Source organism: Amycolatopsis sp. NPDC048633 (assembly GCF_040650695.1).
GTDB lineage: Bacteria > Actinomycetota > Actinomycetes > Mycobacteriales > Pseudonocardiaceae > Amycolatopsis.
Map to the genome: position 1 here is coordinate 1 of NZ_JBEZHS010000072.1, position 14,644 is coordinate 14,644.

8 protein-coding genes and 2 pseudogenes are annotated in these 14,644 nt (G+C 73.7%); 8 read left to right on the plus strand and 2 right to left on the minus strand.

Going from position 1 to position 14,644, the window contains the following annotated elements; genetic code table 11:
- The first annotated feature begins 106 nt into the window (after nt 1-106).
- The 3 genes and pseudogenes from AB0C38_RS48760 to AB0C38_RS48770 form a co-directional block, all read left to right on the plus strand.
- Entirely contained in the window at nt 107-1,264 is a 1,158-nt protein-coding gene (locus AB0C38_RS48760; protein WP_360688338.1) for a histidine kinase, read from the plus strand.
- Nucleotides 1,261-1,908: pseudogene (locus tag AB0C38_RS48765) on the plus strand (response regulator transcription factor); the annotation flags it as partial. The gene AB0C38_RS48760 and the pseudogene AB0C38_RS48765, both read left to right, overlap by 4 nt.
- A 141-nt stretch (nt 1,909-2,049) precedes the next feature.
- Nucleotides 2,050-2,727, plus strand: a pseudogene (locus AB0C38_RS48770) (AfsR/SARP family transcriptional regulator); the annotation flags it as partial.
- Nucleotides 2,728-2,730: 3 nt separating this feature from the next.
- On the opposite strand, the gene AB0C38_RS48775 reads toward AB0C38_RS48770, so the two are convergent.
- On the minus strand, nt 2,731-3,114 hold the full coding sequence (locus AB0C38_RS48775; RefSeq protein WP_360688341.1) for an STAS domain-containing protein: 384 nt from the start codon (nt 3,112-3,114) through the stop codon (nt 2,731-2,733).
- 460 nt (nt 3,115-3,574) lie between these two features.
- Between AB0C38_RS48775 and AB0C38_RS48780 the strand changes: the two genes are divergently transcribed.
- Nucleotides 3,575-4,444: a MerR family transcriptional regulator gene (locus tag AB0C38_RS48780; RefSeq protein WP_360688344.1), complete on the plus strand. Its 870-nt coding sequence runs from the start codon at nt 3,575-3,577 to the stop codon at nt 4,442-4,444.
- A 125-nt stretch (nt 4,445-4,569) separates the two neighbouring features.
- On the opposite strand, the gene AB0C38_RS48785 is transcribed toward AB0C38_RS48780, so the two are convergent.
- Nucleotides 4,570-5,004: an SRPBCC family protein gene (locus AB0C38_RS48785; RefSeq protein WP_360688347.1), complete on the minus strand. Its 435-nt coding sequence runs from the start codon at nt 5,002-5,004 to the stop codon at nt 4,570-4,572.
- 233 nt (nt 5,005-5,237) lie between these two features.
- Here AB0C38_RS48785 and AB0C38_RS48790 point away from each other — a divergent pair, with 233 nt between their 5' ends.
- From AB0C38_RS48790 to fusA, 4 genes are all read left to right on the plus strand, one after another.
- A complete protein-coding gene (locus AB0C38_RS48790; protein WP_360688350.1) occupies nt 5,238-8,849 on the plus strand; it encodes a discoidin domain-containing protein in 3,612 nt (1,203 codons plus the stop codon).
- 89 nt (nt 8,850-8,938) lie between these two features.
- Complete coding sequence (locus AB0C38_RS48795) at nt 8,939-10,579, plus strand: helix-turn-helix domain-containing protein (protein WP_360688353.1); 1,641 nt, start codon at nt 8,939-8,941, stop codon at nt 10,577-10,579.
- A 301-nt stretch (nt 10,580-10,880) separates the two neighbouring features.
- On the plus strand, nt 10,881-12,320 hold the full coding sequence (locus AB0C38_RS48800) for a M4 family metallopeptidase (protein ID WP_360688356.1): 1,440 nt from the start codon (nt 10,881-10,883) through the stop codon (nt 12,318-12,320).
- Between the two features lie 308 nt (nt 12,321-12,628).
- Complete coding sequence (gene fusA, locus AB0C38_RS48805) at nt 12,629-14,569, plus strand: elongation factor G (protein ID WP_360688359.1); 1,941 nt, start codon at nt 12,629-12,631, stop codon at nt 14,567-14,569.
- Nucleotides 14,570-14,644 lie beyond the last annotated feature (75 nt).

The following is a 14,644-nucleotide window of genomic DNA, read 5'->3' on the forward strand; positions in this document are numbered from 1 at the left end:
CCGTGAATGGCACATCGAGGGACTTGATGTCCCTCGATGTGCCATTCACGGCTTTCCGGAGGTGCGCGGGATGCGCCCGCGCGGCTGGCTTCCTAGGCTGGCCGGCGTGGGGGCGAGGGTGGTGAGCGGGCTCCGGGCCCGGATGGAGGCGAGCCTCGACCGGGCCGGGATCGCGCTGCCCTGGTGGGTGCCGGTGGCCGCGAGCGCCTTCGGGGTCGTGCTGGCGCTGGTCGCGGTGGTGCAGCGCGGGACGCTGGTGCTGCCCGCGGTCGCGGGACTGCTGGCGATCGTGACGGCGCTCGGCTGGACCGTCACCGGGATCATCGCGCCGCCGTGGCTGAAGGCGCTCACGGTGCTCGTGGCCGTCGCGATCCTGCTGGCGGAGCCCGTCGTCCCCGACTTCGCCCCGGTCGTGCTGGTGGTGCTCGCCGCCGAGACCGCGGCGGTCGCGCGGCCGGCGATCGCGTTCACCGTCGGTGCCGCGAGCGTCGCGACGCTGAGCGTGGCCGCGGCCCGGGTCGGGCTGGTCGGGTTCCCGGTGTACGTCGCTGCCGTGCTGCTGGGCCTGGCCGCCGGGTTCATGCTCCGCTGGTACGTGCGGGCGCTGGACGCCGAGCGCGCCGCCCGGGACGCCGGCCGCGACCAGGCCGTCCTCGCCGAACGGCAGCGGATCGCCCGCGAGGTGCACGACGTCGTCGCCCACTCGCTGAGCATCACGCTGCTGCACCTGACCGGCACCCGGCACGCCCTGCAGCAGGACCGCGACGTCGAGGAGGCCCTCGAAGGGCTCGCCGAGGCCGAGCGCGTCGGGCGGACCGCGATGGCCGACATCCGCCGGACCGTCGGGCTGCTCGCCGAGGCGCCCGCCGGGACCCGCCCGCTGCCCGGCGCCGGTGATATCCCCGCGCTGGTCGAGCGCACCCGCGCGGCCGGGCTGGTGGTGCACTACGAGCAGGAGGGCGACCCGGCCGCCGTGGCGGACCTGGCCGGGCTCGGGCTCTACCGCATCGCGCAGGAGTCGCTGGCCAACATCGCCCGGCACGGCGGCGGCGCGCCCGCGCGGATGCGCCTCGACGTCGGCCCGGCCGGCGCCCGGCTGGTCGTCCGCAACCGGCTGCCCGCCGGCGGTCCGGTCGGCACCGGCGGCTCGGGCCTGAAGGGCATGGCCGCGCGGGCCGGCCAGCTGGGTGCCGAGCTGACCGCGGGGCCGGCGGGGGCGGACTGGGTGGTCGAGGTCGGCGTGCCCGCGGGCGGCGCGGCGTGACGGCGGGCGAGGTCCGGGTCCTGCTCGTCGACGACCAGGAGCTCGTGCGCTCCGGGCTGCGGCGGATCCTGCGCCGCCGCGACGGGTTCGTCATCGCGGGGGAGTGCGGCGACGGCGCGGACGTACCCGCGGCGCTGGCCAGCGCCGCGGTCGACGTCGTCGTGATGGACCTGCGGATGAAGCACGTCGACGGGATCGAGGCGACGCGGCGGATCGGCGGCCGCCCGCCCGTGCTGGCCCTGACCACGTTCGACGACGACGAGCTGCTGGCGGGCGCGCTGCGCGCGGGCGCGGTCGGCTACCTCCTCAAGGACTCGCCCGCGGAGGACCTCATCCGCGCCGTCCGGGCGGTCGCCGCGGGCGACGCCTGGCTCGACGCGGCGGTGACCGCCCGCGTGCTCACGACCTTCCGGCGCGCGCCCGCTGACACACCCGCGGGCCCGCCGCCGGGACTGCTGACGCCGCGCGAGCTCGACGTGCTGCGGGCGGCCGGGCGCGGGCTGAGCAACGCCGAGATCGCCGGCGCGCTGGTCGTCTCGGAGCCGACGGTGAAGAGCCACCTGGCCCGGATCTTCACCAAGCTGGGGCTGCGCGACCGCGCCGCCGCGGTCGTCTACGCGTTCGACCACGGCATCGTCAGCCCGCGAGTGTCCGTTGTGGACGACGCACCGGTACGGCCGGCCGTCCGCGAGCCGGATCCGGGGCTGCGGTTCTCGGTGCTGGGCCCGCTGCGCGCGTGGCGCGGCGGCCGCCCGCTGGACCTCGGGCCGGTGCGTCAGCAGGCCTTGCTGGCGGCGCTGGTGCTGCGCCCCGGCGTCACGGTCAGCCAGGCCGAGCTGCTCGACGGCGTCTGGGGACTGGAACCGCCGGGCACCGGAGGCCGCGTGCTGCCGGTGTACGTGCACCGGCTGCGCAAGTGCCTGCGCGGGCCCGGCGAGCGGACCCCGGACTCGGTGATCGGCCGCACGCGCGGCGGCTACCGGTTCGACGGCGACGGCGTCGGCACCGACACGGCCCGGCTGACGGAGCTGGCCGCGGACGCCGGGGCCGCCGAGGAGGCGGGCGACCTGGCCGCGGCCGTCTCGTCCTGTGCCACCGCGCTCGGGCTGTTCCACGGCGAGCCGCTGGCCGGGCTGCCGGGGCCGTTCGCGGACGGCCAGCGACTGCGCCTGACCGAGTGCCGGAGCACGTTGTGGGTGCGCAAGGCGCGGCTGCAGCTGCGCCGGGGCCGGTGCGCCGAGGTGGCCGACGAGCTGTCCGCCGTGCTCGCCCTGGAGCCGCTGCGCGAGCCGCTGGCGGCGCTGCTGATGCGTGCGCTGCAGGCCACCGGCCGCCGCGCCGAGGCGATCGCGGCGTACGGCCGGATCCGCGACCGGCTGGCCGCCGACCTGGGCGTCGAACCGGGGGAGGAGCTGCGGCGCACCCACCGGGCGGTGCTGGACGACGTGCCGCACCCGGGCTAGCGGTCAGGAGACCTGCCGCGCGTCGGTCCCGGCGACAACGGCGTGGGCCTCGGCGATCCCGGGGTGCAGCGGGAGCAGGCGGTCCAGGCCGAGGATGGCCAGGTGCCGCACGACCGCGGTCCGGGCCGCCGCGATGGCGTAGGGGACGTCGTGCGCGAGCGCCTCGCGGTAGGACTCGACCAGGACGCTGTAGACCGTCGAGTCGCAGTAAGTCGTCTCGGTGAGGTCGGCGACGACCGCGCTCGCGCCGCCGCGGAACGGGCTCAGCAGCGCGTCCCGGAGCCGGGAGGTGGTGGCCAGGTCGAGGTCGCCGGCGCAGTGGACGGTCACGACCCCGGCGTCGGACGTCGTCGTCGCGAAGCGGGGCTGGATGCGGTTTTCGGTCATCGGAGTCCCTCCTGTACTGACCGAATACCCATCACACACCGAGATCATTCGCCCGGGTGGGGCGAATCGCTACGGCATCCGAGGGATAACGATGCGCAAGCGTTGCGTCCGGGTATAGCTTGGCGTGGCAGCACCTTTCCGCCCCGTGACGGGACGGACCGTGGCGGGTTGCCACACCCCGCGGCCGTCCGGATCCGGCCGACGCGGGCCGGATCCCCCGGCGCCGAGCGGCGCCGAGGGGGACGCGGCAGGCCGACGCCCCGCCGCCGCGTCCCCTGTGGCGGGCTTCGGGATTCCGGTCGCGTCGCGCCGGCTTCGTGGTGCGCCGCCGGAGTCTCGCCGCATTCCGCTTCCGCGCCGGGATTCGCCGATCTTCGCCGGGCGCCGCGGGTCCCCGAGTCCCCGCCGGTCAGGTGACCTGGCCGTCGCTAAGCTGCGGCCAGCGAGCCGAAGGGAAACGGTGGAACCGAAGAACGTCGAGACGGGTGCCTGGGCGCCGGGCAAGGTGGCCGAGCTGCTCGGCGTCTCGCCGGTGACCCTGCGCAGTTGGAGCGCGCGGTACGGGATCGGCCCGTCGGCCGCGGTCACCGGACGCCACCGCCGCTACTCCGACGCCGACGTCCGGCGGCTGCAGCACATGCAGCGGCTCGTCGCGCGGGGGATGCCCGTGCGGGAAGCCGCGGCGGCGGCCTTCGGGGACTCGACCGCCGACCCGCCCGGAGTGCCGGCCGCCCGCCGGGTGCGCGAGCTCGAGGAAGCCGCCGAGGAGCTGCGGTCCGCGTCGGTCGCCGGGCTGCTCGACGAAACCCTCGGCACGCTCGGCCCGGCCGCGGCGTGGACCGACGTCCTGGCCCCGGTCCTGCGCGGCCTGGGCGACCGCTGGCAGCGCGGCGACGTCTGCTTCGCGTCGGAATGGGCGCTGACGACGGAGATCTCGCTGGCGTTCGAGCGGTTCAGCCGCGGGTTCCCGGCGGCCGTCCCGGGCCGGCCGGTGCTGCTGGCCTGCTGCCCCGCGGAGCGGCATTCCCTGCCGATGGAGGCCCTGCGCGCGACGCTGGCCGAGGCCGGGGTCCCGGTCGCCTACCTCGGCCAGCTCGTCCCGGCCGAGACGGTCACCGACCTGGCGGCGCGGCTGGATCCGGTCCTGGTGCTGCTGTGGTCCTTGGCGCCCCCGACGGCCGACGACCTCCTCGCGGCGCGGGTGCGCGACCTCGGCCGCGTGGTGGGTACGGCGGGGCCGGGCTGGCAGCACCTCGGCGACCGCGGCTTCGCCCGGGTGAACGACCTGGCCTCAGCGGTGGAGCTGGCCGTGGAGCACGCCGGGGCCTAGCGGTGCCGCGTGCTCGAGGCCGGAAGTCACGTGACCAGAACCGGAACCGGCGTGATCAGAGCCGGAACTCGCGAGTGCCGCCTTCAACCACGCGAGTCACGTGCTCGAACACGCGAGTTCCGGCTTCAAGCCAGCCCTTCCAGGGCGCGCGTCAGCTCCGGCACCACTTCATCCCCGAGCCGCTCGAACTCGCGCTTCAGCAGCGGGCTCGCCAGCTTCGCCCAGCCGTGGAACACGATCGTCGCGCGGTAGCGGACCGTCGTCCCGTCCGGGCCCGCCGACAGGCCGAAGTCGTCGGTCGAGGTCGCCGTCGTGTTCTCGCCCACGAACGTCACCCGGCCCGCGTCGCGGCGGGTCAGGTGGTAGTCCAGCTCCGTGCGGCGGCCGCGGAACTCCGACACGTTGTGCCACTCGGCACCCACCGCGATGGGGCCCGCGTCCGTGCGGGTGCACGACACCGTGCCCGGGTCCCAGTCCTCCGTGTGCGCGAAGTCCGCGAGGTACTCCGCGACGCGCTCGACCGGCGTGCGCACGGTGACGGTGCGTTCGACCTGGACCATCGGGACCTCCGGGATCGGTTCGTTGCGAAGACGATGCAACCGTAACGGGCACCGCTCAGCGGGGCACGGCGAGCCGGTCGCCGACATCGATGTCAACCATTAGGAATTCTTGTCCTCCTTGTCTTCTTGACGCTTCCGGCGCGCACGGCGGAAGCTTCCTGGCAACGTTGTCACCCCCTCTCGACGGCGCCGCCCCGCCAGGTCAGGCCGCCGCTTTTCAGATCGGAGTTCGCATGGCGGAGGAGTACGGCATCACCGCGGATGTCGAGCCCGCGGAGGTGGCCGCCGTTTCGCGGCGGCACGTCCTGGCCGCCGGGACCGGGCTGCTGGCCGGGTTCGGCCTCGCGGCCGTCCTGCCCGGGGTCGCGTCCGCGGCGCCCGCCGTCGCCGACGGCCGGGCGCCGAAGACCGACCTGGCCCTGTTCCGGCCGGTGCAGGTCTCCTCGACCGACTACGCCGCGACCCCCGCCGAGTTCGCCGTCGACGGCCTCGCGCAGGTGGGTGTGAAGGGCTCCGGCTGGCGTGCGACGCCGGGCGACGGCCAGTGGATCGTCGTCGACCTGCAGGGACAGTGCCGGATCGACTCGGTCGTGCTGACCTTCGAGGCCCAGCCCGGCGACCCGGCCTTCGACGCCACCGCGTCGCGCAGTCACACCAGCGGCTTCGAGATCCAGTCCAGCTACGCGACGGCGTTCGACCTCGACGTCTCGGGCGACGGCAAGGCCTGGCGCACCGTCCACCACACCGACGCCGGCACCGGCGGCGTCGTGACGATCTCCCTGCCGGCCGTCACCGCCCGCTGGGTCCGGTTCACCGCGGCCGCCCGCTCGACGACCAACCCGCTGGGCCTCAACGGCTTCCAGGTCTTCGGCACCGGCCCGCAGAACCGCCCGGCGGCGCACGGCTGGACCAGCTTCCCGGTCCGCCCGCACGACGACCCGCCGGCGCTCGCCGTCGCGCCCGACGGCACGGTGCCGCTCGAGTCCGGCTGGGTCCTCACGATGGACGACTGGGCGCCCACCGGCGACGGCAAGGCGCTCTCCGGAGCGGACGTGGACACCCGCGGCTGGCTCCCGGCGACCGTCCCGGGCACGGTCCTGGCGTCGCTGGTCGAGCAGGGCCAGCTGCCGGACCCGGTGTCCGGCATGAACACCCTGCACGTCCCGGAGGCGCTCTCGCGTCACGCCTGGTGGTATCGCCGCCGCTTTTCCCTCCCGCGCGGCCTCGACACCTCGGCGGGCCGGCACGTCTGGCTCGAGTTCGACGGCGTCAACCACGAAGCGCGGATCTGGCTCAACGGCGCCGAAATCGGCACCCAGAGCCACCCGTTCGGCCGCGGCGCCTACGACGTCACCGCCGCCCTGCGCCGCACCGGTGACCAGGCCCTCGCCGTGAAGATCTCGCCGATGCCGCGCCCCGGCAGCCCGAGCGACAAGGGCCCGAACGGCAGTTCCTGGGTCGACGCCGGCAGCACGATGTTCGACAGCTCGCCGACCTACCTCGCGGTGTCCGGCTGGGACTGGATGCCCGCGGTCCGCGACCGCGCCTCCGGCATCTGGGACCACGTCCGCCTGCGCTCCACCGGCGCCGCCGTGCTCGGCGACGTCCGCGTCGACACGGTGGTGCCCGACGCCGCCACCGCCGTCGTGACGCTCACCGTGCCGGTACGCAACGCCGCCGCGACCGCCCAGCGCGTCAAGGTCACCGCCGCCTTCGGCCCGGTGACCGTGTCGAGCACGGTCACCGTCCCGGCCGGGCAGACCACCGACGTCGCGTTCCCGGCGCAGCAGGTGAAGAACCCGAAACTGTGGTGGCCCAACGGCTACGGCGACCCGAACCTCTACGACCTGACGCTCACCGCGGCGATCGGCGCCTCGGTCAGCGACCGGCGGACGACGAAGATCGGCCTGCGCCAGATCGGCTACCGGTACGACCTGCCGATCGTCATCGCCGACGGCCGGGCCACCCAGTCCGTCGACCTCGCGCCGCAGACCGCCCGGTTCGTCCGGATACAGGGCCTGAAGCGGGCGACCGGCTGGGGCTTCTCGCTCTGGACGATGTCCGTGGTCGACAGCAAAGCGCCGGACACGGACCTGGCGCAGGGCAAGACGGCGACGTCGCTGTCGGTGGCCGACGGGAACCCGCCCGAGCGGGCCTTCGACGGCGACCCGAACACCCGCTGGACGTCCGCCTACGACGACAACCAGTGGCTGCAGGTCGACCTCGGCGCCGCGACGGCGTTCGACCGCGTCGTGCTGACCTGGGAGACCGCCTACGCGGCGACGTTCAAGATCCAGGTGTCGCCGGACGGTGACACCTGGACCGACGCCGCGTCGGTGGACAACAGCCCGAAGCCGCTGACCTTCCTCGTCAACGGCGTCAAGGTGTTCGCCCGCGGTGGCAGCTGGGGCTGGGACGAGCTGCTTCGCCGGATGACGCCGGAGCGGACCGACGCCGTCGTCTCGATGCACCGCGACATGAACTTCACCCTGCTCCGCAACTGGGTCGGCTCGTCCTACCGCCAGGAGCTGTTCGACGCCTGCGACAAGTACGGCATCCTGCTGTGGAACGAGTTCTGGGACGGCTGGTCGACCGACCCGGCCAACCACGACATCTTCCTCGCGCAGGCGAAGGACACCGTGCTGCGCTACCGCCACCACGCGTGCGCGACGGTCTGGTTCGGCTGCAACGAAGGCACGCCGCCGCCGGTGATCGACAACGCGCTGCGCGACATCGTCCACGGCAACACCGACCTGCTGTACCAAGGCAACTCGGCGGGTGGCGTGATCACCGGCGACGGGCCCTACTACTGGCAGGACCCCAAGCGGTACTTCACGGGTGAGGCGACCGGCGGCAAGTACGGTTTCTGGAGCGAGATCGGGCTGCCGACGGTGTCGGTCGTCGAGAGCATGCGCAACCTCGTCGGGAAGGACGACCCGGGCTGGCCGATCGGCGCGCCGTGGTTCCTGCACGACTGGTCGACGGCCGGCAACCAGTCACCGCAGAGCTACCTGGCGGCGATCGACGCGCGGCTCGCGCCGTCGACGAGTCTGGCGGAGTTCTGCCGCAAGGCGCAGTTCGTCAACTACGAGAGCATGCGGGCGATCTTCGAGGCCTGGAACACGAAGCTCTGGGCCGACGCCACCGGCGTGCTGCTGTGGATGTCGCACCCGGCGTGGCACAGCACGGTGTGGCAGACCTACGACTACGACCTCGACGTCAACGGCAGCTACTACGGCGCGCGCAAGGGCTGCGAGGCCCGGCACGTCCAGGCCGACCTGACGACGTGGCAGGTCCGGGTCGTCAACCACACGCCGGCTGCGCTGGGCGGGGTGACGGTGACCGCGCGGCTGTACGGTCTCGACGGCGCAAGCCTCAGGGCGGCGCAGCAGCAGAAGCTCGACGTCGCCGCGAACGTCGGCGCGACGGCGTTCACCGTGCCGTTCGACGCGGCGCACCCGGACCTGCACCTGCTGCGGCTGACCCTGACCGACGCCCGCGGCGCGGTGCTGTCGGAGAACACGTACTGGCGCTACCGCAGCGACACGGCCATGCGCGCGCTCAACCAGCTCCCGGGCGCGCGGCTCACGTCGTCGTTGAAGGCCGACGGCGACGTGTACACGGCGACGATCCGCAACGAGGGCAAGACGGTCGCGGCGATGATCCGGCTGTCGCTGCGCGAGCGCAACGGCACCGACCGCGTCCTGCCGACCCGCTACGGCGACAACTACTTCTGGCTGCTGCCGGGGGAGAGCCGCACGGTCCGCCTCGAGCCGCGGCGGCGCGTGCCGGGCGCCCGGCTGCTGGTGGAGGCGTACAACGTGGCGGCGAAGCTGACGTCGTAGCGCCGGGTTGGTGCGTGCGGACGAATCCGGGGGCTGATTTCGTACCCTCCGACGAACTAGGCTGACGGTGTCGCGCCTAGCTTCGGGAGGTGCTCGTTTCGGTGAACCTGCGTCCGCACGCCAGCCTCGGCCGTGTCCTCGACGACCTGGGCGACACGCTCCTGGACCTCGTCCTCGGGGACGCCGACCGCCCCGGCGGCATCGGGGGCGTCGCCATCCACGATCCCCTCGACGAGCCCGCGCTTCCGCAGCACGCCCTCATGCTGGGCGTCGGCCTCGCCGAACCGGACGAGGTGGCGCGCCAGCTGCGGAGCCTGGCCCGCCACGACGCCGCCGGGCTCGTGGTGCGCGCGCCCGTCACGGTCACCGCGGCGATCACGGCAGCCGTCGAGGAGACCGGGGTCGCGCTGCTGAGCCTGACCCGCGGCGCGTCGTGGGCTCAGCTCGCCGCGATGCTGCGGTCGCTGCTGGCCGAAGGCGACGTCGGCGACGCCGGGCCCGAGACGCTGGCCGGGCTGCCCTCGGGCGACCTTTTCGCCGTGGCCAACGCGATCGGGGCGCTGATCGACGCGCCGGTCACCATCGAGGACCGCCGTTCGCGCGTGCTCGCGTTTTCCGGGCGGCAGGACGAAGCCGACCCCTCGCGCGTCGAGACCATCCTCGGGCGGCAGGTTCCCGAGCGGTTTTCCCGGATGCTGGCCGACCGCGGGGTGTTCCGCGAGCTGTACCGCAGCGACCAGCCGGTGTACGTCGACCGGCCGCCGGAAAGCCTCGACGGGTTCGCGATCCCCCGCGTGGCCGTCGCGGTCCGGGCGGGCGACGAGATCCTCGGCTCGATCTGGGCCGCGGTGCGCGAGCCGCTGACGCCGGACCGGACGCAGGCCCTGCGCGACGCGGCCCGCCTGGTGGCGCTGCACCTGCTGCGCGTCCGCGCGGGCGCCGACGTCGAGCGCCGGTTGCGCGCGGACCTGCTGAGCACGGCGCTGGAAGGCGGGGCCGCGGCGCGGGAGGCGTTGAGCCGGCTGGGCCTGGCCGACCAGCCGGTCGTCGTGCTGGCGCTGGCGGTGCTCGAGAACGGGGCCGAGGACGCCGAGATCGCGACCGAGCGGCAGCGCCTGGCCGACGGCCTCGCGATGCACCTCAGCGCGGTGCACCCGCGCTGCGCGGCGGCGCTCGTGGGCGACATCGCCTACGGCCTGGTGCCGGTGAACCGCGACGCCGACGGCGAACGGCGCGCCCTGCGGATCGCGAAGGACTTCCTCGACCGGGTGGGCGACCGCGTCCGGGCCGTGGTCGGCATCGGGCCGGTGGCCCGCAGCGCGGCCGAGCTGCCGGAAGCCCGCGACAGCGCGGACCGGGCGTTGCGGGTGCTGCGGTCGGGCAGCGGCGCGGGCCGCCGGGTGGCGCTGCTGGCCGACGTGCACGTCGAGGCGCTCCTGCTGGAGCTGCAGGACCTGGTCGCCGCCCGCGGCGACCGCCCGACCGGCCCGGTCGCGCGCCTGCTCGACTACGACGAGCAGCACCACGCGCACCTGGTCGAGACGTTGCGAGCCTGGCTCGACGCCTTCGGCGACGTCATCGCCGCGTCGGCCGCGGTCCACGTGCACCCGAACACGTTCCGCTACCGCCTGCGCCGGCTCGCCGAAGTCGGCGGCTTCGACATGACGGACCCGGAAGCGCGGTTCGCGGCCATGCTCCAGCTCCGCGTGGTGGCCCCACCCGCCTCCTGACCCGTGATCGAAGGGTCGACTCGCGTGACTGGACGGTCGACACGCGTGATCGAAGGGTCGACACGGCCGATCCCGCCCCACCCGTCGTGTCGACCCGGCAATCACGCGTGTCGACCCTCTGATCACGCGAGTCGACCCTCCGGTCACGCGCGTAGTCGTCCGAAATGTCGGTGATTAACTACCGACTTCCTAACCACACTTGGTGAGTTACCTACTTTCGACCGGTGTGCGACACCTTCGAGGCATGTGAACCTGCACGGACTTCACGTCAGGTGATCAAGTTTCCACGGAGGTGTACCGGGTGTCACGCAAACGGGTCATCGCAGGGACGGCGGCGGTGAGCGCGGCCGTCGTCGCGGTGTCGCTGGCCACGGCCGGTTCGCCGGCCTACGCGACCATCGCGCAGCCGTCGATGCACGCGCTGAACTCCCTCGCGATGCCGTTCGGCAGCGTCGTGCGGTCGCAGCAGGAGATCGGCGGCGTGCCGGTGTTCGGCGGTCAGCTGATCCAGCTCCGCGACAAGGCCGGCGCGGTCCTCGCGACCCACGGCCGCACCACGGCGAAGACGTCGGGCGCGTTCCCGGCGAGCGCGACCGGCGCCACGGACGCCGCCATCGCGGACGTCGCGAAGCGCACCGGCCTGCCCACGACCGACCTCAAGGCCGACGCGCCTCGCGCGTATTGGTACGACGCCACCCTCGGCGGCGCGAAGGGCGACGGCGTCGCGGTGCCGACCTACCAGGTCACCGTGCACGGCAAGAAGCTGAACGACAAGTGGACCGAGGTCGTCAAGGCCGGCACCGCGGACGTCCTGACGTCGTGGTCGGAGGTCCGCGAGGCCAACCGCGACGTCTGCGACGCCGACCACAAGGTGGTCAGCGGCAGCACGGAGTCGGTCCGCTGCGGCACCGCCTTCGACGTCACCCGCAAGGAAGGCGGCGCCGAGTCGAGCGTCGCCGACGTCAACAACGTCTACACGTTCTTCGGCCAGGCTTCGGACTTCTACTCCAAGTACGTCAACGTCGACCTGACCGACCTCATCGGCGCCGACTACTCCGACGGCACCGGCAAGGCGCTGCGCGGCACGGTCCGGATCTGCGTCGACGGCGAGTGCCCGTTCGCGAACGCCTTCTGGGACGGCGAGCAGATGGCCTTCGGCGAGGGCGTCACCACCGACGACATCACCGGCCACGAGCTCACCCACGGCGTCACCCAGCACACCTCCGGGCTGAGCGGCGGCCAGGCCGACTCGATCAACGAAGGCCTGTCGGACGTCTTCGGCAAGTTCATCGGCATCACGTCGAACGACCCCAACGACACCGGCGACAACCGCTGGCTGCTCGGCGCGGGCTCGTCGCTCGGCGCGATCCGGGACATGAAGGACCCGCGCTCGTCGCTGTCCCCGCAGCCGGACATGGTCAACGGCCCGGGGTGGGAGACGAACAACCCGGACGAGCACATCAACGACGGCGTCATCAACAAGACCGACTACCTGATCACCGACGGCGACACGTTCAACAACCAGACCGTGCGCGGCCTCGGCCTCGACAAGTCCGTGCAGGTCTGGTGGGGCGTCGAGAACACGCTCACCCAGAGCGCCACGTTCAAGGACGTCGGCGAGGCGCTCAACTCCTCCTGCGCCGCTCTCGCCAAGGCGGGCACCGCGGGCATCACCGACGACGACTGCACGCAGGTCGCCAACGCGGTGAAGGCCACGCAGCTGGACCAGGATCCCAGCTGATCCTGCGCTGACTCACCGAAGGCCACCCCGGCCCGTCCGGGGTGGCCTTCGGCGTGCTGCGAAGGAAAAGCGGTTGGGCGTCGGACCGAGACGTCGCTACGCTGCCCCGGAACCGCACACCGCGCCGAACGAGAGGAGTCCGCCATGCGTCCGCGCATCGCCGTCTCCCGTTCGCGCTTCGAGGTGATCCTGGTGTCTTCGTGCCCGCGGTGCCGGCCGCGCGGCTGACACCCGGCCCGTGACGTCCACTGTGGACGTCGCGCGGAATCGCGCTGCCCTGAACCGGATCTTCCGCAAAGGACCGCACCGTGCGAACCTCGAACCTGGCCACCGTCCGCAACCTGGGCATCCTCGCCCACGTCGACGCGGGCAAGACCACCGTCACCGAACGCATCCTCCACCTCACCGGAGCCACCCACAAAACGGGCGAGGTCCACGACGGCACCACCGTCACCGACTTCGACCCGCAGGAACGCGACCGCGGGATCACGATCTTCTCCGCGGCCGTCACCTGCGCGTGGCGGGGCCACTGGCTCACCCTGATCGACACGCCCGGTCACGTCGACTTCACCGCCGAGGTCGAGCGGGCGCTGCGGGTGCTGGACGGCGCGATCGCCGTGTTCGACGCCGTGGCGGGTGTCGAGCCGCAGAGCGAAACCGTCTGGCGCCAGGCCGATCGCCACGGCGTGCCGCGCATCGCCTTCGTCAACAAGCTCGACCGCGCGGGCGCCGACCTCGACAAAGCCGTCGCGTCGATCCGGGCGCGGCTGCACCCGGCGCCGCTGGTCGTGCAGCTGCCGATCGGGCGTGAGGACGGCTTCACCGGCGTCGTCGACCTGGTCCACCTGCCGGTCGATGCCTCGGCCGAGGCGCGACGACGTCGTCGTCTGCTGGAGGAGGCCGTCGCCGAGCTGCACCCGTTGGCGCTGGAGGAGTTCTGCGCCGCCGGGACCGTCTCGGCCGAAACGCTGGAGAAGGCGTTGCGGGAGCTGACCCTCAGCGGCGACGGGCTCGTCGTGCTGTGCGGGGCGGCCTACCGCGACCGCGGGATCGAGCCGCTGCTCGACGCCGCCGTGGACTACCTGCCGTCGCCGGCGGACGTCCCGCCGGTGCGCGACGACCGGCCCGCCGACCCGGCGGCGCCGCTGGCCGCGCTGGTGTTCAAGGTCGTCGCCACGAGCACGGGACGGCTGACCTACCTGCGGGTGTACTCGGGAACGTTGCGGAAGGGGGACCAGGTGCGGGACGCGGGGCGTACCGAGCGGATCGCACGCGTCCTGCGCGTCCAGGCCGATCGGCAGTCCGAAGTGGACTGTGCGGTGGCCGGCGACATCGTGGCGGTGGCCGGGCCGAAGGCGGCGCGGGTCGGCGCCACGCTGTGCGCGCCGGACGCCCCGGTGCTGCTGGAGCCGCCGCCGACGGCGGACCCGGTGGTCTCGGTGGCCGTCGAAGCCCGCCGGGCGGGCGACGGCGAGCGGCTGACGTCGGCGTTGGCGCGGCTGGCGGAGGAGGACCCGTCGCTGGTCGTGCGGACCGACCCGGAGACCGGGCAGACGGTGCTGTCCGGCCTCGGCGAGCTGCACCTGGAGGTGGCGGTGGAGAAGCTGCGGCGCGACCGCGGGCTGGACGTCGCGGTCGGCCGGCCTTCGGTCGCCCACCGCGAGACCGTGGTCCGCGGGGTGTCCGGGCTGCTGTACCGGCACGTCAAGCAGGACGGCGGGGCCGGCCAGTTCGCCCACGTCGTCCTGGACGTCGAGCCGGCCTCCGAGGGTTTCGAGTTCGCCTCGGCGGTCGTCGGCGGCCGGGTACCGCGCGAGTACGTCCGCGCGGTCGAGGCCGGCTGCCGGGACGCCCTGGCGGAAGGGCCGCTGGGCGGGCACCCGGTGACGGGCCTGCGGGTGGTGCTGACCGACGGGGCGACGCACCCGAAGGACTCGTCGGACCTGGCGTTCCGGACGGCGGGCCGGCTCGGCCTGCGGGAAGCGCTGCGCTCGTCGGTCCTGCGGCTGCTCGAGCCGGTGGCCGAGGTGGTCGTGACGGTCCCGGCCGACGCGGTCGGCGGCGTCCTCGGTGACCTGGCGGCCCGCCGCGGCCGGGTGGCCGCCTCGACGGTCCGCGGCAGCACGGCGCTGGTGACGGCGACGGTCCCGGTGGCGGAGCTGTTCGGCTACGCGAACCGGCTGCGCAGCCGCACCCAGGGCCGGGGCACGTTCACGGCCCGCCCGGCCGGGTACGCCCCGGTGCCGTAAACGGTCGGGCTCAAGCGCCCCAATGTGGCCTTGGTTGCGTTGAACGCACCCAAGGGGCCCTTCGGTGCGTTCAAC